General features: G+C 69.8%; 15 protein-coding genes and 2 pseudogenes. 8 read left to right on the top strand and 9 right to left on the bottom strand.

Features of this window, described 5'->3' with window-relative positions; all coding sequences use genetic code 11:
- Nucleotides 1-189 precede the first annotated feature (189 nt).
- A complete protein-coding gene (locus tag CP973_RS21315) occupies nucleotides 190-2,304 on the bottom strand; it encodes a glycerophosphodiester phosphodiesterase family protein (protein WP_167538474.1) in 2,115 nt (704 codons plus the stop codon).
- 151 nt (nucleotides 2,305-2,455) lie between these two features.
- Nucleotides 2,456-4,891: a LamG-like jellyroll fold domain-containing protein gene (locus tag CP973_RS21310; protein ID WP_150243946.1), complete on the bottom strand. Its 2,436-nt coding sequence runs from the start codon at nucleotides 4,889-4,891 to the stop codon at nucleotides 2,456-2,458.
- Nucleotides 4,892-5,271: 380 nt separating this feature from the next.
- Between CP973_RS21310 and CP973_RS21305 the strand changes: the two genes are divergently transcribed.
- From CP973_RS21305 to CP973_RS41810, 3 genes are all read left to right on the top strand, one after another.
- Nucleotides 5,272-8,643, top strand: coding sequence for a hypothetical protein (locus CP973_RS21305; RefSeq protein ID WP_150243944.1), 3,372 nt, complete (start codon nucleotides 5,272-5,274; stop codon nucleotides 8,641-8,643).
- An 86-nt stretch (nucleotides 8,644-8,729) separates the two neighbouring features.
- Nucleotides 8,730-9,119, top strand: coding sequence for a hypothetical protein (locus CP973_RS40455; protein ID WP_150243942.1), 390 nt, complete (start codon nucleotides 8,730-8,732; stop codon nucleotides 9,117-9,119).
- The gene (locus CP973_RS41810; RefSeq protein WP_425282008.1) at nucleotides 9,116-9,490 is read left to right on the top strand and encodes a methyltransferase domain-containing protein; all 375 of its coding nucleotides are present in this window, start codon (nucleotides 9,116-9,118) and stop codon (nucleotides 9,488-9,490) included. Before CP973_RS40455 ends, CP973_RS41810 begins: the two co-directional genes overlap by 4 nt.
- 632 nt (nucleotides 9,491-10,122) lie before the next feature.
- Here CP973_RS41810 and CP973_RS21285 read toward each other — a convergent pair.
- Nucleotides 10,123-10,926 (bottom strand): annotated as a pseudogene (locus CP973_RS21285) (IS5 family transposase); the annotation flags it as partial.
- A 410-nt stretch (nucleotides 10,927-11,336) separates the two neighbouring features.
- Between CP973_RS21285 and CP973_RS21280 the strand changes: the two are divergent.
- Both CP973_RS21280 and CP973_RS21275 read left to right on the top strand, forming a co-directional pair.
- A complete protein-coding gene (locus CP973_RS21280) occupies nucleotides 11,337-13,013 on the top strand; it encodes a nitronate monooxygenase (protein ID WP_208853272.1) in 1,677 nt (558 codons plus the stop codon).
- A 259-nt stretch (nucleotides 13,014-13,272) separates the two neighbouring features.
- Nucleotides 13,273-13,422, top strand: a pseudogene (locus CP973_RS21275) (ISAzo13-like element transposase-related protein); the annotation flags it as partial.
- Between the two features lie 193 nt (nucleotides 13,423-13,615).
- Here the strand turns inward: CP973_RS21275 and CP973_RS21270 are convergent.
- From CP973_RS21270 to CP973_RS40100, 5 genes are all read right to left on the bottom strand, one after another.
- Nucleotides 13,616-14,389, bottom strand: coding sequence for an ABC transporter ATP-binding protein (locus CP973_RS21270; protein WP_150243937.1), 774 nt, complete (start codon nucleotides 14,387-14,389; stop codon nucleotides 13,616-13,618).
- A 10-nt stretch (nucleotides 14,390-14,399) separates the two neighbouring features.
- Entirely contained in the window at nucleotides 14,400-15,746 is a 1,347-nt protein-coding gene (locus CP973_RS21265; protein WP_167538473.1) for an MFS transporter, read from the bottom strand.
- Nucleotides 15,743-17,692 (bottom strand): FtsX-like permease family protein, encoded by a 1,950-nt coding sequence (locus CP973_RS21260; protein ID WP_150243934.1) that lies wholly within the window; start codon nucleotides 17,690-17,692, stop codon nucleotides 15,743-15,745. Before CP973_RS21260 ends, CP973_RS21265 begins: the two co-directional genes overlap by 4 nt.
- Nucleotides 17,693-17,796: 104 nt before the next feature.
- Complete coding sequence (lanKC, locus tag CP973_RS21255; RefSeq protein ID WP_150243932.1) at nucleotides 17,797-20,457, bottom strand: class III lanthionine synthetase LanKC; 2,661 nt, start codon at nucleotides 20,455-20,457, stop codon at nucleotides 17,797-17,799.
- Between the two features lie 256 nt (nucleotides 20,458-20,713).
- Entirely contained in the window at nucleotides 20,714-21,199 is a 486-nt protein-coding gene (locus CP973_RS40100) for an ArsR/SmtB family transcription factor (RefSeq protein WP_167538472.1), read from the bottom strand.
- A 745-nt stretch (nucleotides 21,200-21,944) separates the two neighbouring features.
- Between CP973_RS40100 and CP973_RS21245 the strand changes: the two genes are divergently transcribed.
- From CP973_RS21245 to CP973_RS21235, 3 genes are all read left to right on the top strand, one after another.
- The gene (locus tag CP973_RS21245; RefSeq protein ID WP_167538471.1) at nucleotides 21,945-22,985 is read left to right on the top strand and encodes a LuxR C-terminal-related transcriptional regulator; all 1,041 of its coding nucleotides are present in this window, start codon (nucleotides 21,945-21,947) and stop codon (nucleotides 22,983-22,985) included.
- Nucleotides 22,986-23,280: 295 nt separating this feature from the next.
- The gene (locus tag CP973_RS21240; RefSeq protein ID WP_150243928.1) at nucleotides 23,281-23,751 is read left to right on the top strand and encodes a MarR family winged helix-turn-helix transcriptional regulator; all 471 of its coding nucleotides are present in this window, start codon (nucleotides 23,281-23,283) and stop codon (nucleotides 23,749-23,751) included.
- 121 nt (nucleotides 23,752-23,872) lie between these two features.
- Nucleotides 23,873-25,459, top strand: coding sequence for an MFS transporter (locus CP973_RS21235; RefSeq protein WP_150243926.1), 1,587 nt, complete (start codon nucleotides 23,873-23,875; stop codon nucleotides 25,457-25,459).
- 237 nt (nucleotides 25,460-25,696) lie between these two features.
- Here the strand turns inward: CP973_RS21235 and CP973_RS21230 are convergent, their stop codons facing one another.
- Nucleotides 25,697-25,951, bottom strand: coding sequence for a transposase (locus tag CP973_RS21230; RefSeq protein WP_425282007.1), 255 nt, complete (start codon nucleotides 25,949-25,951; stop codon nucleotides 25,697-25,699).
- Nucleotides 25,952-25,985: the final 34 nt, after the last annotated feature.

The raw sequence follows: 25,985 nt of genomic DNA, 5'->3' as shown, positions 1-25,985 counted from the left end.
AAACGCCTGCCCGTAAGGGAATGGCCCGGTCGGCTCCTGACGTTCGGCGCACCCTCTGAGTCATACCGCCGCCCCCTCCCGTCCGCTGTGCGCGGGGTGAGGAGGGGACGGCGGTACAGGGCTTGAAGCACTTTTCGGGAAGGAGTGTTCAGGCCTTGTGCGGGCGCTTTGTCACCGGGCGTGTGTCCTTCAGTGTGTGGGGGACGGCTCCGTGCAGTTGGACTTGCGCCATTGGAGGAGTACGTCCGGGCGGTTGGTGATGATGCCGTCGACGCCCCAGGTCGTCGCGGTCTCCCAGTCGGATTCGCGGTCGACGGTCCAGACGAAGACGTCGATGCCGGCGGCCTTGAGCTGGTCGAGGGCGGTGGGGCGGGCCGACAGGCCCTTGTAGGCGATCGAGTAGGCCGTGAGGGAGAACTTGCGGGCCGTGGCGACCGGGTCCGGGTCGAGTTTGTCGCGGAGGAGGGCGACCTTCATCTTGTGGGCGGAGGCGGCGGCGTTGCGTACCACGTCCTCGTCGAAGGACTGGATCATCGTGCGCTCGGCCATTCCGGCCTCGGTGACGAGTTCGAGGGTCTTTTCGACGTGAGCAGGGGACTGGGGTCCCTTGATTTCCAGGAGGAGGCGTGCAGACCTCTGCTTGAGGGAAGCCAGAACCTGTTCCAGGGTGGGGACCCGGCCTCCGCCCTTCACGGTCAGTCTGGATATCTGGTCCGCGGTGAGCTGGTCGATGCGGCCCGTTCCGTCGGTCATCCTGTCGACGGTCGGGTCGTGCATGATGACCGCCTGGCCGTCCTTGGTGAACTGCACGTCGGTCTCGACCCATTCCGCGCCGTGGTCGGCGGCCGCCTCCAGCGAGGCGAGGGTGTTCTCCGGGGCGAGCTTGGGCGCGCCGCGGTGGCCGACCGTTTCGGTGCGGGAGCAGTGGGCGGCGGATTCCTGCCCGGATATCCGGATGTCGTCGATGGTGCCGGCGAAGTGCTCCTGCCAGGCGCTCTTGTAGTGCAGCCGGCCGATCTGGAGGGCTCCGGCGGCGCGCCACGGCGTGGTGAATTCGGTGGCCGGCTGAGGCTTACCGTTGACGAAGAGCTGGATCTGCTTCGCCGCGGCGTCGTAGACGCCGGTCAGCTGGGTCCAGACTCCGGCCTGTGCCGCCTCGGTGCTGGTGGAGCGGACGATCTGGGTGTCGTCGGTGTCCTTGACATGGCGGTTGAAGACCCATTTGTCGTAGGACTTGGAGTAGTAGAGCTGGAAGCCGCTGGCGTGGTTTCCGGACTGGGAAAGGAATGTGTGGTTGCGGTTCTTGTCGTCCAGCTTGACCCAGGCCGAGACGGAGAAGGACTTCGTGGTGTCCACCATGGGGCCGGACGTGGCGGCGTAGGCCGTTGTGCCGTTCAGGTGCAGCGCCGTACCGTTCTTGCCCGCGACGCCCAGTTCGGCGCCTTCACCCGCCAGCGTGGCGACGGGTCCCGCGCCCTTGCCGCCGCTGATGCTCGCGCTGCCGGACTTCTCGTCCAGGGAGAAGGCGGCCAGTTCCTGGAGGTGGGCCGGGGTGTCACCTGCGGAGACCGAAGCGGCGTCGGCCGCCGTGAGCGGTGACTGGATCACCCGTACGTCGTCAATGAGGCCCTGGGCGTTCTCCTGCCAGGAGCTCTTGTAGAGAACTCGGCCGAATTGCAGGCCACCGGAGGCCCGCCACGGCGTGGTGAATGCCGTCGACTCCTGGAGCTTGCCGTTCACGAACAGCGACACCGTCTTCTTCGCCGCGTCGTAGGAACCGGTCAGGTGCGTCCAGGCGTCCGTCCGGGCGGCGTCCTTGCTCATCGCGCGGACGATCTGGGTGTCGTCGGAATCCTTGGTGTGCCGGTTGAAGACCCACTTGTCGTAGGTTTTGGAGTAGTAGAGCTGGAAGCCGCTGGCGTGGTTTCCGGACTGGGAAAGGAACGTGTAGTTACCGGTCTTGTCGCCGAGCTTGACCCAGGCCGAGACGGAGAAGGACTTCGTGGTGTCCGCCACCGGTCCGGTCGTGGCGGCGTAGGCCGTCGTGCCGTTCAGGTGCAGCGCCGTACCGTTCTTGCCCGCGACGCCCAGTTCGGCGCCGCCGGTCGGCCGTGCGGTGAATTCCTGGGCGGTACCGCCCAGGACGCGGCGCGCGCCGGCCTCCTCGTCCAGGCCGAAAGCCGCCTTCTGCGTCAGTACGTTCCTCCCGGAGGCCCAGGCTTCCGGTGGCGATGTGAACAGACCGTTGGTCGTGGCCACGCCGAGTGCGGCCAGGAGGGTGGATATCAGGAGGGATGGCAGCACGATTCTGCCGCGCGGTTTCATTTCGATGCCTCACTCTTGGACCGACCGGGCACGCGGGACGTGCGTACTCACTCGCCGATGGAGAAAAGGGCCCCGGCCCGCGCGCGAACGACGGGCCGGGTCCCGGTGGGAAAGCGGGGGACGGTGACGGTCAGCCGGTCACCCTGATGCCGTCGTTGACGCTTTCGGCCGCGTCGACGGCCCGGTCCCAGACCCGCAGGTTGTCGATGGTCCCGGCGGCGTTCTCCAGCCAGGCGCTCTTGTAGTGCAGCCGGCCGATCTGGAGGGCTCCGGCGGCGCGCCACGGCGTGGTGAATTCGGTGGCCGGCTGGGGCTTACCGTTGACGAAGAGCTGGATTTTCTTGGCCGCGGCGTCGTAGACGCCGGTCAGCTGGGTCCAGACTCCGGCCTGTGCCACGTCCGTGCTGGTGGAGCGGATGATCGCGGTTTCGTCGGCGTCCTTGGCGTGGCGGTTGAAGACCCATTTGTCGTAGGTCTTGGAGTAGTAGAGCTGGAAGCCGCTGGCGTGGTTCCCGGCCTGTGACAGGAACGTGTAGTTGCGGTCCTTGTCGTCCAGCTTGACCCAGGCCGAGACGGTGAAGGACTTCGTGGTGTCCACCATGGGGCCGGACGTGGCCGCGTAGGCCGTCGTGCCGTTCAGGTGCAGCGCCGTACCCACCTTGCCGGGCACGCCCAGTTCGGCGCCGCCGCCGGCCACCGTGGCGACGGGGCCCGCGCCCTTGCCGCCGCTGATGCTCGCGCTGCCGGACTTCTCGTCCAGCGGGAAGGCGGCCAGTTCCTGGAGGTGGGCCGGGGTGTCACCCTCGGAGACCGAAGCGGCGTCGGCCGCCGTGAGCGGCGACTGGATCACCCGTACGTCGTCGACGGCGCCCAGGGCGTTCTCCTGCCAGGCGCTCTTGTAGTGCAGCCGGCCGATCTGCAGGCCGCCGCCGGCCCGCCACGGCGTGGTGAATGCCGTCGACTCCTGGAGCTTGCCGTTCACGAACAGCGACACCGTCTTCTTCGCCGCGTCGTAGGAACCGGCCAAGTGCGTCCAGGTGCCCGGCTGCGCGACGTCCTTGCTCGACGCGCGGATGATCGCGGTGTCGTCGGCGTCCTTGGCGTGGCGGTTGAAGACCCACTTGTCGTAGGTCTTGGAGTAGTAGAGCTGGAAGCCGCTGGCGTGGTTCCCGGCCTGCGACAGGAACGTGTAGTTGCGGTCCTTGTCGCCGAGCTTGACCCAGGCCGACACCGAGAACGACTTCGTGGTGTCCACCACGGGGCCGGACGTGGCCGCGTACGCCGAGGTGCCGTTGAGCTGGAGCGCCGTACCGTTCCTGCCGGGGACGCCCAGTTCCGCTCCGCCGGCCGGCCGTGCGATGAACTCCTGGGCGGCGCCGCCCAGGACCCGGCGTGCGCCGGCCTTCTCGTCCAGGCCGAACCGTGCCTTGCCGCTGAAGGTGCTGCCGTCGAGCCAGGGCACGATGTTGTCGGTACGCGCCGCGACCGCGCTGTCGCCCTGCCCGGTCTGGCCCAGGCAGCCGGCGTGGTCCGCCCGGCTCTGCACCGCTGTGATGCTTCCGTCGGCGTCGAGGACCGGTCCGCCGGTGTCGCCCTTGCAGATCCGGCCGCCGGTCAGCGCGAGGGTGGTAGCGGTGGCGCTGCCGCGGGTCACGCCGGAGGTGTGCGGGCTCTTGGGCAGCCACGCGGTGTCGGTACGGCCGTACCCGGCGGCGACCAGCGCGGCTCCGTCGGCCGAGGGGCCGCCGGCGAGGGTGGCGGGGGTGATGTCGGTGACCGGGGTCTCCAGGCGGGCGAGCAGGACGTCCCGGTCACCTCGGGGTATCAGGTAGTTGATCTTCACTGGGGCCCGGCCGGCGAAGGCGGCCGTCGCGGACGGTGTGGGGGCGGCCGGGGCCCGCAGCGCCTTGGCCGGGTCGTCGGTGAAGCAGCTGGCCGCGGTCAGCACCCAGGTGCGGTCGACGAGGGCTCCGCTGCAGCTGCGGCCGCCTTCCTGGCCCGGCGTGTTCACGGTGATCCGGGTCAGCCAGGGGCGGGCCGGGTCGCCGGTCAGCGGGGCGGGCTGGTAGCGGCCGACGGAGATCTCGACCAGCGTGTGCTCGCGGGTCTGCGGATCGGTGGACTCGCCGACCGGCGTCCACTCGTTCTTCGGGACCTTCACCTCCTGTTTCTTGCCGTCCGGCGCGGTGAGCGTGATGTCCGCCGCCTGGTCGGCGCTGCCCTTGACCGAGAAGACGGCCGGGATCTCCAGCGCGAGGTAGCCGGCGGCGCCGGTGACCTCGAAGCAGGTCTTGTCGTTCTTCCGCGACCAGATCTCCATCAGGCCCGGGGAGCTGCCGCACTCGGCCAGGAGGATCTGGCCGTCGCCGCGCTTGAGGGTGATCCCCTTCTCCGCCTTGATCTTGTCCGCGCCCGGGTAGGCGAAGTCCTCGATCGCGTAACCGGGTTCGCCGTCGGCGACCGTCGCCATGGCCGGGATTAAGCAGGACGTGGAGGTGGTGCTGACGGCAGCCGCACAGGCCGCTGCCGCCGCACCCGTGGCGATGATCCGCCGTGCGAGCTTCATACGAGGTCCCTTGGTGAAGGTGAGCTGAGCCGCGCCCGCCCGTCCGGGACGGGCTGCGTCACGTGCGGTGCTGGTACGGGCACGGAGACGGCCAGATTGAATCACGCCTCCGTGCCGCAAACCACGGGAAAGATTCGGACAAATGCAGCTAGTCATGTACATAGCTGCTTTGTATCCCTTCTCACGTCTTTACTTCATGCACACAGATAGCCAACATCACCTTTACTTGCCTATCGTCACGAGGCACGCTCTGTCCTGGCATCGCTCAACTTCCGGCGCCATGACCGGACATACGCGTGCCGACCACCACAACGTGAGCATGTCCGGCGGCACACCGCCCGCCCGCGTCCTGCCGCCGGGCGCCGTCAGATGGGACCACCTTGGACACCACCTACTGGAGCAGACGACGCGTCCTCACCGCTTTAGCGGCCACCGGCGCAGTCGCCGCCACATCGAGCCTCGTCCTCAGCCCCGTCTCCGCCGCGGCGGTTCCGGCGGCGGCTCCCGCGGACGGCGGCACCGGCGACGATCCGTTCGCCCTGCCCGACACCGACCGGGCCAAGGCCGTCAAGGCGTGGATGACGGGCGGCAAGGCCACCCGCGCGGCGGCCGAGCGGGCCCTTGTGGGGACCGACGCCGACATCCGGACCTTCCTGGCCGAGGAACTGCCCAGGGTGACGGTGGAGGACAACCGGGTCGCGATCATGACCGCCCTGGCCGGCGCCGGAAAGGGCATCCGCCGCGAAGCCGTCGCGGCGATCGAGGGCGGCGATTCGGCCATCGCGGCCTTCCTCCAGGGCGGGTTCAAGCCCGCCGTCCTCGAAGACCTGCGGGTGGCCACCTCGACCGTGATGGCGACCGGCGACAAGGCCGTGCGCCGGGAAGCCGGCCTCGCCCTCGACGCCGGCACCCAGTCGTCCCTGGAGACCTTCCTGACGGGAGGCCAGTACACCGCGCGCCAGGAGGACCTGCGCGTGGAGGTGTCGAAGCTGCTGGTCGGAGCGGGGCCGGAGGTGAAGAAGTACGCCTCCCGAGCCCTCGACGGCTCCGCCCAGGACCTCGAATGGTTCCTGGACACCGGCCAGCACATCGCGCGCGCCCGTGACCAGGAGTCCGCCACGATCGAGGAACTCGTCGCGGTCGTCGAGCGCGAGGGCAAGCGGGCCGACGCCCAGACCAAGCTCGCCGAAGAGGCCTCCGCCCGTGCCGTCACGGCGGCCGAGAAGGCGAAGGAGGCCGCCCAGAAGGCGGCGACCGAGGCCGCGGCCGCCCAGGAGGACGTGGTCAAGTCCGGCAAGGCGGCCCGGAAGGCGGCCAGTGCCGCCAAGGGCGCCGCGGACGCGGCCCGTACCGCGATCCGCGCCTCGCACGCCGCCGTCGCCGCATCCCGGCGGGCCGCCTACGCCGCCACCGCCGCGAGCCAGGCGGCCGCCACCGCGGGCAGCGCCGCCGCCCACGCCTACCACTCGGCCATCGCCGCCTCCAAGAACGCCTCGCAGGCATCCGCCGCGAAGAACGCGGCGGTCGCCGCGCGTAACGCCGCGGCCAAGGCCCGTACGGCCGCGAAGGCCGCCGACCACGCCGCCGCCGCGTCCGCGCAGGCCGCCTCCGCCGGCAGCGCCGCCGCGTCCGCGGCCCGCAACGCCGCCTCCGCCGCCTCCAGCGCCGCCACGGCCGCCGCCGCGGCGGGCAAGGCGCGCGCCGAGGCCGCCGAGGCCAAGCGCCAGGCGGGCATCGCCAACGCGAACGCCGCCATCGCCACCAACGCCGCCGGCACCGCCCAAGCGCTGGCCAACGCCTCCGCCAAGGCGGCCCGGGCCGCTCGTGACGCGGCGAACTCCGCCGCCGATCACGCGGAGAAGTCCGCCGAGGCCGCCGAGTGGGCGGCCAAGTACGCGGGGCAGGCCGTCGAGTACGCGAAGAAGTCGCAGGAGTTCGCGAACGAGGCCACCAAGGCCGCCAACAACGCCACCGCGGCCGTCACCGAAGCCATCGAGGTGGAGAAGAAGGCCCGCGAGGCCGAGTGGCAGCGCCTGGACGAGGACGCGAAGCAGGCCAGGGAGGAAGCCCGGCTGCTGGCGCAGATCGAGGAGCAGGAGCGGGCCGAACTCGCGGAGAAGCGATCGCAGGCGGAACAGACCGACCAGGCCACCAAGGACCTCATCGCCCGGGCCGACGCGGCGCTGAAGGCCGGTGACCTCGCCCTGGCCGCCACGGTGGGCCGCCAGGCCGCCATCGCCCTGAGCAACTCGCACGGGACGTGGAGCAGGGAGGCGGCCCGGTTCGCCCTCGCGGGCACCGACGCCGACGTGCACGCCTGGATCGACACCGACCGGGCCGTCGCACAGGGGCAGGACGACCGCGAGACCGTTCTCTACCTGGCCCAGATCTCCAGCCCGACCATCGCCGAAGCGGCGCAGAAGGCACTGGAGAGCGACGCCTCGGACGCCCCCACCGCGTTCCTGGAATCCGGTGCCATCCAGGCGGCCGCGGACGACAACCGCGTCCAGATCTCCCGGATCCTGACCACCGAGCCCGGCACCGCCGTACGGCGCGCGGTCACCGCCGCGCTCGACGACGGCTCGCCCAAGGCGCTGCACACCTTCTTCAACTCCGCGTACCAGGAGGCGCTGAAGGAGGACGACGCGGTGGCGACCGCGTCCATCCTGGCCAAGGCGGGCCCGTACACCAAGGCCCACGCGGAGGCCGCGATGGAAGGGCCCGCGTGGATACGCCGTAACTTCGTCGCCTCGGTGCAGTACAAGACCGCCCAGCTCGACCACGACTCCGCCACCCACATCGCCGCCATCCGGGGCGCGATCGCCGCGGCCGCGAAGATCGCCCACAAGGCGCAGGAGGTCGCGGCGCGCGCTCAGGAGGCGGCGGCCAAGGCCCGCAACGCGGCGCAGGACGCGCTGGAGTGGGCGGACAAGGCCAAGAAGTCGTCCGACCGCGCGGCGTCGTACGCGAAGGAGGCGAAGGACAACGCGGACGCCGCCGACAAGTCGGCCGCCGCCGCACAGGCCTCGGCGAACGAGGCGAAGAAGGCGGCCGCCACCGCCCGGTCGGCGGCGCGGTCGGCGAACTTCTCCGCCAACCGCGCGCTGAGCGCGGCGCGCCGCGCGACGGCCTCGGCCAACAGCGCGCAGGCCTCGGCCAACAGCGCCCGCGCCTCCGCCGTCCAGGCGGGCAAGGACGCCAGGACGGCGGCGGTCGCCGCGAGCCAGGCCCGCTCGATCGCCGCGGCCAAGCGCCAGGCCGAGATCGCCGCGGCGGCCAAAGCCGCGGCCGAGGCCGCGAGGAAGGCCAGGGAGAGCGGCAAGAACCCGATCGACACGCCCGACAACGACCAGGTCAAGGGCGATGACACCCCCTGGTGGCGGGATGCCGGGTGGTGGGCGAACGCCACCAACTGGGCCAGCATCGGCACCGGTTTCCTCTCGGCCGGACTGGGCCTCGCCGGTCTGATCTTCCCGCCCGCCGCGCCCATCCTCGAACCCATCGCGGGCGGCCTCGCCATCGCCTCCGTGGCGCTCGGCGGGATCAGCTCGCTGTTCACCGGCATCGAGCACGGCTTCAACAGCGGCGAGTTCTGGGCCTCCGCCGGCAGCGCGGCTCTGGGCCTGATCACCTTCGGGCAGTCGAAGTGGATCGGCGCCGCCGGCGGCAGTAGGGTCGTGACGAAGATTACGCAGTTCGGACACGACCTTGTATCGCCGGTCACCGGCCTGCTGGGATCGCTGGGATTCTGACCCGGTCCACGCACGGCAGGCCGCGGGGGCCGACGACTCGTACGGGTCGCCGGCCCCCGCGCCTCGCGTGCCGAAAGGATCACCCCATGCTCGTATCCCTGCCCCTGGCCTACCTGTTACTCATGGCGGCCGCGGCCACGTTCGTCTTCAGTTTCGCCATGGCCAAGTGGATACCGGGCCGCAAAGCGAGAACCGTCTTCCCGGCCGTCTCCGTCGCCTGCTGCCTGGGCATGGTGCTGGTCGGGCAACTCCAGTACCAGCACTGGTCGTCACGGCACATGCTGGTGCTGTACTCCTTCGCCTGGTTCGGCATCACGGTCGGCCTCTTCCCGTCACGAAAGCTCATGCACCAGTACGCCGAGGAGATCGGCCGGGGGGTGAAGCGGGAGAAGTACGATGTCCCGGCGCGGTACACCGTGTTCGCGGTCTTTTCTGTCATCGTGATGTCGTTTGTGGCTTATGCGTTGTCGCAGTGACCGTTTGGGGAGACACACCGGGCCGCGGCCACGGGAAACCTCCTTGGGCATCGACACCAGAACCGTCGCTGCACACGCCAGGCGACGGCGAGAAGCAGGCGCTAAAGGAAGTTCGGTGCCGTGCGCGCATCCGGTGTGGGGTCGGCGACTTCGCCTGGATCGGCGACCTCGCCGGGCTGCGCGTCGCGGAACTGGGCTGCGGCACCGGCGAACACATCGCCCACGCCGCCGCCCACGGAGCCGCGCTCGCCATTGGCATCGATGTCGCCGCACATCGCATCGCCCAGGCCCGCGCCCGCTACGGACACCTGCCCACCCTGTTCTGGCGCATCGGCGACGCCGTCACCGTCTGGCCGCACTGCCCTGGCTGAACGCCTGCTTCTCCATCTAGGGCGCCCTCTGGTACGCCGACCCCACCCAGTCCCTGCCCGTGATCCGCAACCGGCTCCGCCCCGGCGGGCTGCTCGCTTTCACGGTCAACGACCCCCGCCCCGGTGCACTGTCCGGCTGCAGCGTAAACAACCTCACGCTGACCAGCGGCGCCCGTCTGCCCGTCGTCCATTACGCTTACGATGCCGACGCCTGGCGGCGTCCGCTGGACGAGCAAAGCGGAGTCGGTGGTGAACACCCGCAGCCGCTCCGGCCCCGGCAGGTAGTCGATCTCCGTGTTCAGGCTGATCGAGGTCAGCGGTACCAGAGTGCTCGCCGTCGTGGCGATGGCCGCCGCTTCCAGCAGGCTGCTGCTGAGGCCGAACGCGGCCAGCAGCACCCCTCGCACCGCCCACACCAGGCAGTATCCGCCCGGGAAGCGGCCCGGCAGGGCCACATTCCCGGTCAGCAGGTTGCCCACCACCGACCGATGCCCATCGCCGCCAGCACCACCGCGTACGTCCCGGCACCGAGGTGCAGCCGGCCGGTGAGCCAGGTCGGGAGGCCGAGGGTCAGTACGGTCGAGAAGAACTCCCCGATGCCGCTCAGCCCCGGCGCACACCCGATCCGTTGGTGCACCCGCGAGCTGGAGGAAGGCGTCGTGCATGTCGTCGTGTGTTTCCCAGCGGACTCGCAGTCGGCGGGGGCCGTGGAGGTGGGCGATGGCGGCTTCGGCGACCCACCGGATACGGCCCGGTCCCGAGCCGTGTGCCTGCCCGCGGTGAGCAATCCTGAAAACGATGTTCCGCCGGCGCAGTCGGCGGCGGTAGATCCCGTGGTCGTAGCCGCGGTCGGCATACAGCGCCCGGGGTTTGCGGCGCGGTCGTCCGCGGCGGCCCCGGACGGGCGGCACGGTGTCGATCAGCGGCAGGAGCTGTGTCACGTCGTTGCGATGGCCGCCGGTGAGCGAGACCCGCCGCACAGTGCCGCCGTCGGTCAGCACATGGTGCTTGGAGCCCGGCCGCCCTCGGTCAACCGGACTCGGGCAGACTTTGGGGCGGCTTCGCCCCCGCTTGGCCGGCACGCGCGAGGAGTCGATCGCGGCGCGGGAGAAGTCCAGCCGGTTCGCGGCCCGTAACCGGTCCAGGAGAACGTGTTGCAACTGGGCCCACACACCGGCCTGCTGCCACACGGCCAGGCGGCGCCAGCACGTGGGGTCTGCCCCGAAGCCCGGTTCCTGCGGCAGGTACTCCCTTTGGATGCCGGTGTGGAGCACGGACAGAATGCCCTGCAATGTCTTGCGGTCATCGATCCGTTTGCGGCCCGGGTACCGGTAGCGGCGTTCGCGCCTGGGCAGCAGCGGTTCGATCACTGCCCACAGTTCGTCGCTGACCTCCCATGGCTCCCGCCGAGTCACCCTCACCCCGAGGAACGACATCACCGTCCCCTCCACCGTGCCACACGAAGATCATTCTGCAAGACCTCCTGAGGCCGCGTGGTCTGCGACGTCCTTGACACGTTGGTAGGCAGCCGTGAGCGTCAGGCTGGGGGCAGCCTGACGCAGCGATTTCACCGCACCTACCAGGTCCCCCTCGGTATCGGCCCCCGCGGCCCAGGTCCTGGCCGCCCGGCATCCCCGGGTCGAGGGTGTAGGCGAATTGGCTGCGGCAGGGCGCGACGTTCAGTAACGAACAGGTTGGGGTCCAAGAGCCCCCGCCAGGGGGCCGTTGGTCACCCCAAATCGGGCCTTTCGCCGGGGTGTCTCCGGGCTCCGGTGGTCAAGACTGGGCCTCTGACTGAACCTACGGGACCGTAGGTTGTGGGAATCGAGTAGCTAGGTGGTGGGGTATGCCGGTGGTCAGAGCGGGCGGAGAACTGCCGGAGGTCATCCAGGGCGGGATGGGCGTCGGTGTCTCCGGCTGGCGACTGGCCCGCGCTGTCAGCTCCGTCGGGCAGCTTGGTGTCGTGTCGGGCACGGCACTCGATGCTCTTCTGACACGACGGCTCCAGATCGGCGACCCGGGCGGTGACGTGCGCCGCGCCCTTGCGGCCTTTCCCGTACCGGAGTTGGCAACCGCGGTCCTGGACCGCTTCTATGTCGAAGGCGGTGTCGCGGCGGGAGAGCGCCTTCGTGCGCAGCCGATGCTGCGGGTCGAGCGCGGGGAGCAGGCCGAGTTGCTCACCGTGCTCGGCAATTTCGTAGAGGTGTGGCTCGCCAAGGAGGGGCACGAGGGACCGGTCGGGATCAATTACCTGGAAAAGGTTCAACTGGGGCTCGCTCCCGGCATGTTCGGAGCGATCCTCGCGGGGGTGGACTGGGTCCTGGTGGGCGCGGGCGTCCCCGGGCACGTGCCTGAGTTGGCACGGCGGCTTGCGCGGCTGGAGCCGGTGACCGTGCGTGTCAGGTTCGACGGGGCCGAGGAGGACTACGACCACTATTTCGATCCGGCCGCCCTGCTGGAACGCACGGGCTTCGGGGCGGGCCAGGGCTGTCAGTGCGGTAGCGACATCGACGGCGGGGGCGAGAGGACGGGGACGGGCTGCCGTGGGACGGCGCCGACGCAAGGCAAGCGACAGGTACGAGATGTGCGGATCGAGTCGCTCCGGCCGGACGCGAGGCCATCCACGGCCGAGATGCCCCACCTCACCCCATCGGCGGTTCTCGCCCGACCGTTGCGACGACCGAACGTGCTTGCCATCGTGTCACTGCCGCTCCTGGCCTCGTATTTGGCCCGCGATGAAGCCACGGTACCCGATGGTTTTGTGATCGAGACCCATCGCGCAGGCGGCCACAGTGCTCCGCCGCGCGGCGCTTTGCAACTCGACGCGAAAGGCGAACCCGTCTATGGACCGCGCGATCACCCCGATCTCGCGAAGATGGCGGGGATCGGCCTTCCCTTCTGGCTCGCGGGCGGTGCCGCCCACCCCGAACGGCTCACGGCGGCGCGAGCCCTGGGTGCGGCCGGTGTGCAGGTCGGCAGTGCGTTCGCGCTGTGCGAAGAGTCGGGCCTGCAGCCCGGCCTGCGCCAGGTGCTGAGGACGCGGGCTCGCGCCGGGGCGCTGAAGGTACGCAACGATCCGAGGGCATCGCCCACCGGCTTCCCCTTCAAGGTCGCTGAGGTGTCAGGCACCCTGTCCGATCCCGCGGTCCGAACAGCCCGTCGCCGGGTGTGCGACCTCGGCTACCTGCGCGTCCCCTACCGCACCGCCAAGGGCACGATCGGCTACCGCTGCCCCGCCGAACCGGAGGCCGCCTACCTCCGCAAGGGCGGCTCGGCTGCCGACACTGAGGGCCGTCTCTGCCTGTGCAACGGGCTACTGGCCAGCGTTGGGCTCGGTCAGCGTCATCCCCTCGGAGGCGACGAACCGCCGGTCGTCACCTTGGGCCAAGACCTGACTTTCTTGGCGGATCTGAGCCCGGACGGCGGCCCCTATCGGGCAGTCGAAGTAGTGGAGTGGCTGACGGGGGGACGCGAAGACGGGACCGCTCCCCGGACGACCGGACGAGAACCCCGACGCCAGTGACCGTTGCACGGAGCCGCACCGGGGCAGGGCACCGGTGAGCCACACCCGGGAACTGCCGCTGCCGGCGTTCTATCAGCGCGCAGTGCCGGGTGCCGGGTGCCGCGATCCGCCCTGCGCAGCTGCCCGCCGACCGGCTTGGCGGTGGTCCGCCAGGCTGCGGCCGTCGTCTTCGAAGGACGCGCCCCGGTCGCCCGGCGGGATCAGGCCGGGCCGGTCCTCGACAGCAAGCGCATCGCGATGCCGGGCGCGCCTGCAGCGGAACAAGATCGAGCACCGGCTGTTCTCCCGCATCTCCATGAACTGGCCCGGCCGCCCGCTGACCAGCCACGACGTCATCGTGAACAGCATCGCGGCGACCACCACCCGCACCGGGCTGACCGTCCACGCCGAACTCGATCCGGGCGCCTGGGAGCGGAATAGCCGAGCGTCGCAGGAGTGCGCCGGGCCAGCGACGCACTGCGAGCCTGGCGGTGGGTGAGGGCCGACGGCCGGCCGGCTCGGCGCCAGGCACCCCCTCCTTCCCCGGTGTCTCGTCGGACTCGAAAACGACACAGGGCACCACCTCCTGGCCGCACTGTTCTGCCCCAGAGACCGCGCTCGCTTCAGGGGTTGCCTGTGGCGTCGAACAGCCGCATACGGGCCAGCACCCGGTCCCTCGTCGGCTGCTGCAGTTCGTCGACGACCCTTCCGTCGGCGAGGAACACCGCACGGTCGGTGCAGGAGGCGGCCACCGGGTCGTGCGTGACCATGACGATGGTCTGGCCGAGCCGGTGGACCGACTCCTGAAGCAGCCGCAGCACCTCGGCGCCTGCCCGGGAATCGAGGTTCCCGGTGGGTTCGTCCGCGAAGATGATCTCCGGCTGGCTCAGCATCGCACGGGCACAGGCCACTCGTTGCTGCTGCCCGCCGGACAGTTGCGGCGGCCGGTGGGCCAGCCGGTCCCGCAGGCCCAGCGTGGCGATCACCTCGGTGAGCCATTGCGGATCCGGGCGCTTACCGGCGATCACCGTGGGCAGGGTGATGTTTTCCAAGACAGTCAGGGTCGGCAGCAAGTGGAACGCCTGGAAGATGAAACCGATCCGGTCCCGGCGCATCAGCGTCAGCTGCCGGTCCGACAGCTCGGTCAGATTCACCTCACCGATCCAGGCCGCGCCGGAGGACGGGGAGTCGAGCCCGGCCAGGCAATGCAACAGGGTGGATTTACCGGAGCCCGAGGGACCCATGATGGCGGTGAAGTGCCCTCGGGGGATGTCCAAGGACACCTTGTCCAACGCCGTGACCCGGTGGCCGCCCATGTCGTGGACCTTGGTGAGGCCGTAGGCAGCGGCTGCCGGATGATCATCTGGGTGGCTGGGCGGGGTGTGTGCCGGAGTCATGTGCGGTACCTCATTCCTGGTTTCCGAGCGTTGGTTTCTGATCACCGGCTCCGGTGTCCTGGCCCGTGCCCGGCAGCTCGGTTGCGCTGGTTCCGCGGGCGTCGGTCGTCTCAGCACCGGCTCCGCCGGCCGCGGTGCGTCCAGCCGTGGCTGGTGATGAGACGGGGATGTGGCGGGCGGTGACGACATTGCCGACGAGAGCGAGGAGGACCACCACCAGCGCGGCTCCCAGCACGGTCGGAAGAAGTCCGAAGGCATGGGTGGACACGGCGGCGGAAGTCGGGGCCAGCGGGGAGGCGGCCTGAGCGAGGAAACTGGTCCCGCTGTGCACCCGGCCCTGAAGCTCAGCCGGAGTCATCCGCATCTGCGCGGTGGTCAGCAAGACGGTGACCACCGGTCCGAAAGCGGAGGCGACGGCGAGCGGGAACGCCGCAGCCGCGCCGCCGGGCACGAGCGCGAAGCAAGTCAATGCCACAGCGATCGCGCCGGTCGACAACGCGATCCCGCGCGCTGCCGGCAGACGCCGGGCCACCGGAGCCGCGATCAGAGAACCTCCCAGGGCCCCGGCCCCGATCGCCGCGGTCTGCAACCCGATGCCCAGACCGGCCCGCTCTCCGCTGCCGGCCGAGGTGATGATGACGATCAACAGACCGTTGAAGATCAGGTTCAGGACAGCGGCATTGACCGCGGCGTATCGCAGGAACGGCGAGCGCCACAGGAAACGGACGCCGTCGCAGGCTGCCTTCAGTGTGAGCTGCCCGGCGCCGATGAACCCTGCCCTCGGTGGCAGGGCCGCCACGCATGCTGCCGCGAGGAGGTAGGTGGCGGCATCGAGGGTGAAGACCCACGCCGGTTCCACCGTGAGCAGCGCGCCGCCGGCCACCGGCCCGGCGATCATGGACACGGCTGTGCGTGCCTGCATCAACGACAAGGCCTTCGGGACAGGGTCGGGGTGCACGAACGTCCGGACGGCGACGTTCTCGGCCGGGACCAGGGTACTTCCGGCCATGCCCAAAAGGAGCGCGGCAGGCGCCAGCACGGGCAGGCACAGGGCTTTTTGCGACTGGAGCAGCGCCAGAGTCGCGAGGATCGCCGCGCCGAGCAGATTGCCGGAGCGCAGCAGCGTCCGGCGGTTGCATCGGTCCGCGCACACTCCGGCGGGCAGACGGGCCAGGAGAATGCCCGCGGACAACGCCGTGCTCGCCAGCCCGGCTTGCCGGACATCCCCGGAGGCCCGCATCGCGACCACCGGCAGCGCGATGACCGAGGCGCTTGTTCCGAACGCTGACGCGGCCTCCTCGCCGAACAGCAGCCAGAACGGTCTGCCCAGTGCCGGCCCCGGCGGCGCTGCAGTCACTGGCCTCTCCGGGCGAACTGCCGCTGGACGGCCAGCAGCGGGTGGGCCGTCAGGACGGCGGGGACGCCGAGGGCCACGGCGGCAGCCGCCAGTACACCCCCGGTCCACGGCGCGTCGACCGTCGGCAGCGGACCGAGGCTGAGCGTCACGGACAGCGGCACCAGGCACACCACGGCTACCAGGCCGGAGAGCACCGCCCCGACCGCCCCTGCGCCCAGTGCCTCGTACAGCACACAGCGCAGCATCTGGAACCGGCTGAGCCCCAAGGCCCGCAGGTGGGCGCGCTGCGCCGCCCGGTCCCGCTGCGCCAGGGCACTGGTGTTGGCCGCCGCCAGCAGTGCGTATGCCGCGACCACTGCCACGATCAGCCGGGCGGCCAGGTCGTCGCCGGGGCTGCGGGTGAAGGTCTGCGCGTATTCCTCGCGTGAGGCGACGGTCTGGCCTTTCGCCGCGGGCCAGGCGTTGCCCGGTCCGGTCAAAAAGATCCGGTCGGCAGCGGCGGAGGCGGTGTGGGCGAGGGCGGTGGCGCGCGGGAGAATCATGCGGGGAAACGCCAGGTCCCGCGTGTAGGTCGCGACGAGGGTGGACCGCTGTGTCGTCCCGTCCGCCAGCGTCAGGTCGACGGACTGGCCGATCTTCCACTTCGCCTCGTCAGCGAAGGTGGCACCTGCGGCGAAGGTGCCCTCGGCGACCTTCGTGAGGTCCCCCTCCCGCGCGGAAAGGTCCAGCACGCGTGTCAGCACGCGTCCGTCCACGCCCCAGGCACGGACCGGCTTGGGCGCTGAGCTGCGTTTGCGGCCGGGCACGGTGACCTGGGTGGCCACCACGGGGGTGGCGGTGGCTCCAGGGAGCGGGCCGGGACTGGCCGGGAGCCGAACTCCCGGTTCCGCGCTGATCACCGCGTCGGCCCGGAGCGCCGATGCGACCTCCTGCTGGGTCGCGCGACCCAGGGTGGCGCCGGCGCCGAGCATGCAGGCGGTGATCCCCACGGCCAGCAGGACGGGAACGGCCAGGGCCGCGGTGCGGGCGGGCGTGGCCCGCAGGCCTGCGGTGGCGACGGCGCCCACGCGCCGGTCCAGCACGCGCAGGACCGCGCACAGCGGTCGGGTCAGCGGCGGGATGATCCACGGGGCCAGCACGGCCAGAGTGGGGATGACGAGCAGGGCCAGTGCTGTGGGGATGCCGGCGCGTACTTTCGCCGGAAGCGACGAGAGGACCATATAGGGCAGCAGGGACCCGCACAGCAACGCCAAGGACAGACCGGTGATCAACCGGGCCCGACTCCGCTGGAGTCCGGGCGCGCTCTCGTGGTCCTTCAGGAGGTCGATCGCGTTGACCCGTCCTGCGGCCCGCACGCTCAGCAGCGCGGCAAGTACGCCGATGCCGCCGGTCGCCAGGCACACGGCGGCGCAGACGCCCCATATCTGGACGGGCGGCGGCAGCGAGGTGCCGGCGGGCCACATCTGCTGCTCGATCAGCAAGTGACGGCCGAGCACTGCGAGCGGCAGGGCTCCGGCTGCGGCACCGACGGCCGCCGAGACCAGGGCCAGGCGTGCCACGTCCGCGGCCACCATCAGCCGCAGCCGGGCGGCGGTGGTCCCCAGGGCCCTGAGGACGGCGAACTGGCGCAGCCGCTGTCCCGTCCACAGCGAGACGGTGGAGCCGGTGACCAGGACCGCGCACATCAGCAGCATGGACATCAGCAGCCCCATGATCTGCTGAGCGCCTTGGGCGGCGGCCGCTTCGGGCGAGTCCGCCTGATGATCGGCCAGACTCGCGCCGAGCAGCAGCAACAGACAGGCCCCGACCCCCGCCGCGGTGGCGCAGCACGCTGCCGCCACGCCGATCACCCGCCCGGGATACACCCGTACCTCCGACAGGAGAAGGCGGGTGGGGGTGAGGCGGGGGATGCTCAGAGGGGGCGGGGAGGGGGGCGCCACAGACACGGTTGCTGTCCTTCACAGAGCGATCGGCTGGAGAAGGTGCGGAGAGACCACACTCGACGTGGCGCCCCCCGCACCCCTCTCTCATGGCTGAGAGCCATCAGGTGTCACAGCCGATGAAGCTGATGGTGCTCAGCCCCTCCAGGCGGGTGTCCTCGGCGAGTTCCTGCAGTGCGAGAACGTTCGTCATGATCGGGCACCTCCTCTCCGCGTGCGGATGCACAGGATCCGGCGGGCCGCTGCGGCCGGTGATCAGCTCTGGTCGGGTGAGCACCAGGCAGCAGGGGCGCGCCGGACGTCTTGGCTGCTTGCATCGCCAGCAGGGCGCCGGCGGCGCCGGTGGCCAGGTCGGTGGACAGGCGCAGGAGCTGGTCACCGTAGAGGACCTGTCCGCCGTCGTGGTCGGCCACATGCAGGGACAGCAGGCGCAGCTGGTGTTCGGCCCACCTGCGCGCTTGCGGTACGTGGGCAGTGGCGTGGGACAGGAAGTAGGCAAGACCGGCCCGGCCGTTGAACAGGCCGCCCTGGGCCACGGTGTGGACCGCTGCGGCGTGTGCTGCCCCCGTCACGATGGCGTGGACGTCCATCTCGGCGGCTTGCGTGCCGGGCAGTGCCATGGCTGCCAGGGCGACTCCGGCCGAGCCCTCGGCGAGGTAGGGCAGCAGCCGTCGGGAACTGCTCATCTGGAGGGTTCCGTCCAGCTCCCGCGCATGCTTGAGGTCAGCGCGGACAGCAGTCGCGGCGGCCTCGGCCCACTCCTCGTCGCCGGTCAGGTGGGCGCAGCGGGCGAGCAGTACGGCTGGTCCCGACCAGCCGTACATCAGGCCGGGGCGGTCCAGCGCGCCGTCCTCGCCGATGCGGTCCCGAACGGCCGCTGCCAGTGTGAGAGCTTCGTTACGCACGCCGACGTCCAACAAAAGGTGGGCGATGCCGGTCAGTCCGCTGAACAGTCCCGGCGAGGAAGGCAGCCGGCTGGAGAGAACGCGGTCGATCAGTTCTTCACCCAGTGGGTTGTCGAGCCGGTGCAGCAGCCATGCCGTGCCGGCCAGGCCGTCGTACAGACCGAGCGGGGTGCCGGCCGGCGCCCGCCGGACCGCGCGTTCCAGCCACCTCAGGTGCTCGGGGTCTACGCAGGAGCCGGTGCTCAGCTGGGCGAGGAGGACTCCGGGTGTTCCGTGGGCGAGGCCGAGCTGCGCACCGTCCCGGTGCCCGGCGATATCGCCGGGGAAGAGCCGGTCGGTGCGGGTGGTGCCGGCGGCCCGGTCAATGCCGCGCAGCAGAGAGGGGGCGCGCGGTGAGGTGAGCGCGGGCACCGCGTCGGTCCGGTATCCGGGAAGGTGGGGGCGCACGGTCGGGGACAGGGCCAGGCGTTCCGCCATCCGCTCGACGTATGCGGCCGGCAGCGTCGGGAAGGCGGTGGTGGCCATCTCGATCAGGTGGCCGACGACCGCCGGCGTGCGCTGTATCAGGCCGGTGAGCGGCATGACCGCGGAAAGCTGGCAGCAGCCCAGAGCGTAGAGGTCGCACTCGCGGGCGCCGGTGAGTGACAGATCGATGAAGCCGGGGGCGCCGAGCACGGTGGTGCGTTCGGTGTCGACAGCCGTGGCGGTCTCGAAGTCCACCAGGGCGATGGTGTCGTCGTCACGGATGAGAATGTTGTGCGGGTGGAGGTCGCCGAAGGCCAGCCCCGCCTCGTGCAGGGCCTCGACGGCGGACTCCACCTGCCCCAAGTAGTCGATGACCAGCGTGGTGTACGTGGCCCGTACCCGCTCATCGGGTTCATGCCGGGTGAGCGGGTAGTCGCGGCCCATCCACGTGCTGAGCGATTCCCCCTGGATATGCTCCATGGCCAGGTAGCGGTGCTCCCAGACGGTGAAGTACTCGATGGGGCGTGGGACGAACGGCAGGTGGCCGACGGCTTCCAGGGCCGACCATTCGTTGCGCAGCCGCGCCACCGCGTCAGCGCCGGCCGCGTCCAGACCGGCGTGCGGGCGCGCCTCCTTCAAGACGACCTGGGTGCCGTCGGGGGCCTCGGCCAGGTATACGCCACCACCGTTGGAGAAGTGCAGGGCCATGAGCACCGTATAGCCGTTGAGCGTGATGTCAGCGCACCCGGCCGTTGCGGCAAGGCTGGCGGTGAGGAAGTCCGGGATGTCGACCCAGTCGGGAACGGTGAAGGCCGGCCGACGCCGGTCGGGGACGGCGTTGCCCTGCGGATCGCGCAGTGCCGGCACCCGTGAGCCGTCGGGCAGTTCGCACCACATCAGCGTGAAGGCCCCGTACCGGACCGACACCGGTCCCGTGTTCCAGCGGTGGTCGGAGAGGATGTACGGACCGGGGCGGCCGCCAAGTACCGCATCGAGTTCGGTGAGGGCAATGCGCAGCTCTTCGGTATCACGCGGATAGACGGTGACGACCTTTCCGCTGGCGGCGCGGCTGGCGTACTTGCTGTTGAGCACATGCGTGACGCGACGGCTGCGCAGGAACTTCCAGGAAAGGTTCAGCCGCCGACACACTGCCCAGGTCTGCTCGATGGTCTTCTCTGCGGTATCGGGCGTGGCGGTGACGTGAATCTTCCAGCCTTGGTTGGGCAACTGCGGCCCCCCAATAGGGGTGAGAATCTCCCAGATGCCATACCGGTCCCGTTTCCACCCGTCAGGTAATTCACGCTCGGCCAAAGAGAACCGCGAGGCGACATCGTCACAGCGTTCCAGTGGCTCATACCAATGGGGATCCGCGACGATATACACCCCATATTTCGGGTCCACTTCGTTCCTCCGTTGTCCCTAGCTGTAGGGAACTCGCCCAGCGGTGCGCCGGACATAATGAAGAGGTCGGGGCTCCCGGCCCTGTCAATGAAAGATCATGATCCAAGACGGTCGTACAACTTGCAACCTTTTTAGTGTCAGCTAAACAGGGCGGCACATAGCGGCTGACTTGTAGACATGGCGCACGAGAAGGGCGCAGGAATGCGTAGGCGAAAGCCGTCGGGTGTCATGGAAGGGTCGGCCGCCGAGCCGTCTGTCATGTGGTGGCACACGGTTCGTCGGCGTCCGGGCCGGCGTGCAGAAGATGGCGACCGAGCGTGGTGACGGTGTGCACGACCCGACCGCCGCTGCGGCGGGTCGAGACCAGCCCGGCGTTCCGCAGTGTGCTGGTGTGCTGGCTCACCGCACCCGGGGTGATCCCCAGTTTCTCGGCGAGTTCGCCGTTGCCGCAGCCGTCACGCAATGCCTGGAGGATGGCTGCCCGGGTCCTGCCCAGCAGGGCAGCCAGGCTCTCTTGCGGCAGGCGGCTTGCGGCAGGCGTGGACGGCGGTTCCTCGTCCAGGAGTGAGCAGTGATCTCCACCTGGGCGGTCAGGGAAAATCAGGACCGGACTGCTCCCCGCCTCGCCCGGGAGCGACGGAAGCACCGCGGCGTCCCCCTGGAGGAAGAGCGAAGGGGACAGCAGCAGGCCGCGCCCGTTCGGCACGACAGGTGCCATGCCTGCGGAGTTGATTTCCAGCACGGGCGCCTTCCAGCGTATTCCCGGGCCCAGGCTGTTCAGGAGAGCCTCGATTCCGTCACGGCACATGGTGTCCCGGCGGAAGTCCCGGGCCGAGGCGAGGTGAGCGTGAACGCGTCTCCAGTGCGGTCGCACGGCCACTCGGCACATCTCTTCGACGGCAGCTGCTAAATGTGCTCTCTGTACTCCCGGGGTGCTGGAGTGGGTCGTACCCGGCGCCTTTACGATGCCCGACCAGGCGGACAGAACCTCCCGGGAGCCGCCGCTGACCCTCGTCAGCTGCCGGGCTCCATCCAGCTCCTTGCCGGGATGCGCTATCGTCGCGATCACTCTACGGCGCCAGGCTTGCAGGAAGTCGCTCTGCGTGTTGCGCAGGGCATCCACTGCGAAAATCGCCTCGACGTGCCGGCTGAGTGGGCCGATGATTCTGGTACGCGCCAAGTCGTCGACACAAAGAGTTATGTGTTGCACGAGTTTGACATTTCCGTTTCGTGGCGTGAAGTTTTGCGTGTCTGCCGGAGGCGAACGGACCATGCGCCTTGACGTCATCTCATGTGGCGGTAATCCGCGCGGGCAGAAGGGCGGCTGCCGAATACCTGCGACCACGAGAAGGCGTAGATGCCGACCGCGCCGCGTATGCCGGTTCCGGTGACACGGATAGGTTAGGCTTCCGGCCCAGCAAGAGAACGCCAGCCAGGGGGTCGTACTTCCGCCCGGCGGCAGGACGAGGGATTCCACCGTGCCTAATGTGTCGCGCGTCACACGCGATGAGGGGTCACTCAGGTCGCGGTCCACGGAGACCGAGACGGGGTTTCTGCGAAGTGAGGACCGCGAGATATACAGCTGGATTGCCGGGGTCGCGCATTGCTCCGTCAAGGAAATCGCCTCAGGGACCGGGCGGCAGCAGCAGGAGATCGAGGCGTCGATCGGCAGGTTGCTTCGGATGCATCTGGTCCGTGTCGACCCGACGTTGCCTTCGAAATACTTCGCGGTGTCGCCTGAGACGGCGCGAGTCGAGCTCATTGCGCCCCTGCAGCGCGATATCGAACACCGGCAACATGAGGTCGACCGCATGCGCGCGGTGCTGTACGAGCTCACCAATGTCTACCAGGAAGGAGTGGCACGCCATGCGGGACCCGCGTCCGTGGAGGTCGTCACCTCGTCTTCCCAAGCCGCCGATCTGACCTTGCAGTTGGCTGCCTCTTGCCGCTCGGAGATCCTGCTCTCCGAGCCGGATGCGGCCGCCGCTCTCGCGGCCATGCCGTATTTTCATTCAGGCGGCAAGTCCATACTCGGTGCGGATGTCGAGGTCCGCATCCTGTTCCCGCACACGGCGCGCTTCCGGCGGGACCTGACCGAGCGCATGCAGGCCCAGACGCGGTGCAATACGTCGTACCGCACTCGGAGCGACAGCTTCATGCCGCTGACCGTTTTTGACGGGCAGGTGGCGGTTTTCCCTGATCACACTCGTTCAGGTGGAATCGTGTTGGTGCGGGACTCCACCGTGATCGCCTTCGCGGTCGCCGCATTCGAGCGGGCGTGGACCCGGGGCGTCACGTTCAGTACCTCCTGCGAGCGCCAGGTGGTCGACGAGATTTCCGAAAGCACCAAGCGCACCATCTTGCGTCTCATGGTGCAAGGTGTCGAGGATCGAGTGATTGCGCGCCGACTGAACATGTCCCTGCGCTCCTGCCAACGCCACATAGAAGTCATCATGCGGCGGCTGGGTGCGAAGACCCGCATGCACGCGGGTTACCTCGTCGGTGAGCGTGGCCTCCTGAAGGATTGAACGGGCAGGCAAGGGCGTACGGGAACGAGCTGCCGGGGGCCGCCGTAGGCGGCCTGAAAACCTGCATGGCAGCACTGTTGCTCGGTGCCGAGCGGTGAGGCCCCGTTCGCAGTGTCCCAATTGTGGCCCACGGCCCGACACCCCGGCGGTCCAGAGCCGTGCCTCGCCGGAGGGCCACACCCGGCGCCCGCCGGGAAGCGGCCGGTCGAGGAGCTGCTGACTGACGCCTCGGACGGCCGGCCCCTCCGTAGCCCCATCCTTTGACATAGGTATGTGCTCATAGTTAAATGCCGGGGTGCCCCAGCTCAGCCCATCCGGTCAGGACGTCGACCGCATCGCCACCGGCCTTGCGGCATGCCTGCCTGAGCTGGCCAGGGCGCTCGAACGGCACGTCGACCGGGATTACCCGCACCCCAAGCCCTCCGAAGCCCAACTCATCCTGTTGCGGCACGTCGAGGCCAACGACGGCACCACCGTGCGTGCCGCCGCCGATGCGGTGTTGATGAAGCCCAACAACGTCAGTGCCCTGGTCACCCAGCTCACCGAGCAGGGCCTGTTGGAACGCCGGCAGGACGGTGCCGACAAGCGGATCGCCCATCTGCATCTCACCTCGACCGCCCGGCATCGACTCGGTGAGGTCAAGCAGCTCATGGGGGACAACGTCCGGCAGGTCCTGCGGGCGATGACCGACGGCGAGCTGGACGCTCTCGGCTCCGCTCTGGGGGCCCTCCGGACGCTCAACGAGCGCCTTCACTCCGCCCGCTGATCACGGCTTCGGGAACTGCCCGACGCCGCGGTGCGGGCTGTCCCTTCCTGCCGCCGGCCGGTCGTGCGCCCAGATCGCCGCACCGGGCCGGCACAGCGTCAATGAAAGACAGAGAACAGCCATGTCCTCCGCCAGCACCCTGGCAGAATCCTCCCGCCCCGCGCCGGCCGGCACGAGAGCCGGCCGGCGGTCCAACCCCTGGCTGACGCTGATCGCGGTAGCCTTCGGTCTCTTCATGGTCGGACTCGACGGTTCCGTCGTATCGATCGCCAACCCCGAGATCGGGCGCGACCTCGGCGCTTCCACCTCCGACCTGCAGTGGGTCACCAACTCCTACTTGCTCGCCCTTGCCGCGGCCCTCATTCTCGGCGGCAAGCTCGGCGACCGCTTCGGCCGCCGCACCTTCTACCTCATAGGGGTGGCGGGCTTCACCCTCGCCTCCGTCGCCATCGGCCTGGCCGGATCCATCGAAGGCGTCATCGCCTTCCGCGCCCTCCAGGGCTTCTTCGGCGCCCTGCTGATGCCGAACACCCTCGGCCTGCTACGTGCCGTCTTCCCCCCGTGGAAGTTCGGCATGGCGGTCGGCATCTGGGCCATGGTCTCCTCGGTTTCCACCGCCCTCGGCCCCATCGTCGGCGGCTTCCTCGTCCAGCATGTCAGCTGGGAATCGGTCTTCTACGTCAATGCCCCCATCGGGGTCGCCGCCCTCGCCTTCAGCGCGGCCGTCCTCCCGCAGAGCAGGAACGAACACGCCGCGCAGGAGAAGTTCGACATCCTCGGAGTCGCCCTGCTGGCCCTGGGGCTTCTCGCCCTCGTCTTCGGCGTGGTCAAGGGGGAGACCTGGGGCTGGGCCTCCGGCGGCACACTCGGTGCCATCGCCCTCGGCGCCCTGCTCCTCGTGCTCTTCGGGTGGTGGCAGACCCGTGTCGCCTCGCCCCTGCTGCCCATGCGTCTGTTCCGCAACCCCGCACTGACCATCGGCACCGTCATCACCGCCCTGAACTTCTTCGTCCTGCTCGGCGTGATCTTCTTCGTCATGATCTACCTGCAGAACGTCCGCGGGTTCACCCCTGTCGAGGCGGGTGTCCGCAGCCTTCCTCTCAGTCTGGCCTCGGTGGTCGCCTCGCCGCTGGGAGCGGCCCTCACGGAGAGGTTCGGCCCCCGCCTCACCATGCCCCTGGGCATGGCGTTGCAGGCCGTCGCGTGCTTCACCCTGCTCAGCTGGGACGCGCACAGCGCCTACGTCCTCATGTGGCCTCCCTTCATCGCCCTCGGCCTCGGCGTCGGCATAGTGATGGCCTCGTCCTCCGACGCCATCGTCGGCAACGCCCCGGTGAAGGACGCGGGTGTGGCCGGTGGCCTTCAGGCAACGGCACTGCAGGTCGGAGGCGCCCTCGGCACCTCCGTCCTCGTCTCCCTCATCGCCGGCCGGGTCGACGCCACCCTCACCGGCGAACTCGCCTCGGCAGGCGTCCCCGCCCCGGCGGCGGCCGGGCTGCTGGAGGCGAAGGACACGGTGGCGATGGGAGTCGCGCCTGTCCCCACCCCGGCGCCGGCACAGCTCAAGCAGGCAATCACCGAGGGAAGCCATCAGGCGTTCATGAACGGAGTGCACTGCGCGGTCCTGGTCGCCGGCGTGTTGTGCGTCCTCGGCGCCGTCCTGGCCTTCGCGGGCGTGAAGCGCTCGCCCACGAAGGTCCCGCACTGAGCGGTCCGAACCCGAAGGCCGGTGCCGACCGCGGCCTCTGCACCGCGGTCGGCACCGCGCCATGGCCGGGTGGCTCCGGCCGCCGCGCCTCGACTGCGACGCTCCGCGCTCCCCGTGCCGTGGGAGGCGGCAGCCCCCGATCACCATCGTTGCTGTCCCGCTCCCGCCACGCCTATGTACGTCCCTGGAGTGGGCCGCCAGGCGGTCTGTCCCCTGGGCCGCCTGACCTTGAGGCCGTCATCCATCCTCACCAGCCTCGCTCCGGGCACCTGCCGCCTGCTCGTCACTGCTGCCGGCTCCGGCCATTTCTCCGGCTTCCGCCAGGCGGAACTTCGCTCCGTGCTTGGGTGGCCGACCGCCCTTAGGGTCGTAGGCACGCGGCGGCGTCGGCAGCCGCAGGACACGATCGGAACGAAGGCGCCCGACCACTTCGACGGGTAGGTCGCGCAGTACCCAGGCCAGGCGCATCACGCCGTAGCCCGTGTCCGTCACGACCAGGATGTGCCGGTCGCCGTCCTGCCACCGA

It is taken from the genome of Streptomyces albofaciens JCM 4342, assembly GCF_008634025.1.
Lineage (GTDB): Bacteria > Actinomycetota > Actinomycetes > Streptomycetales > Streptomycetaceae > Streptomyces > Streptomyces albofaciens.
Note: the sequence above shows the minus strand (reverse complement) of the source record. Positions and strands in the feature narration are given on the sequence as shown.

What these genes read in the sequence shown, in the direction of transcription:
- CP973_RS21310 (WP_150243946.1), bottom strand. Translation starts at nt 4,891, where the DNA reads ATGAAGCTCGCACGGCGGATCATCGCCACGGGTGCGGCGGCAGCGGCC.
- CP973_RS40455 (WP_150243942.1), top strand. Translation starts at nt 8,730, where the DNA reads ATGCTCGTATCCCTGCCCCTGGCCTACCTGTTACTCATGGCGGCCGCG.
- CP973_RS21280 (WP_208853272.1), top strand. Translation starts at nt 11,337, where the DNA reads ATGCCGGTGGTCAGAGCGGGCGGAGAACTGCCGGAGGTCATCCAGGGC.
- CP973_RS21270 (WP_150243937.1), bottom strand. Translation starts at nt 14,389, where the DNA reads ATGACTCCGGCACACACCCCGCCCAGCCACCCAGATGATCATCCGGCA.
- CP973_RS21235 (WP_150243926.1), top strand. Translation starts at nt 23,873, where the DNA reads ATGTCCTCCGCCAGCACCCTGGCAGAATCCTCCCGCCCCGCGCCGGCC.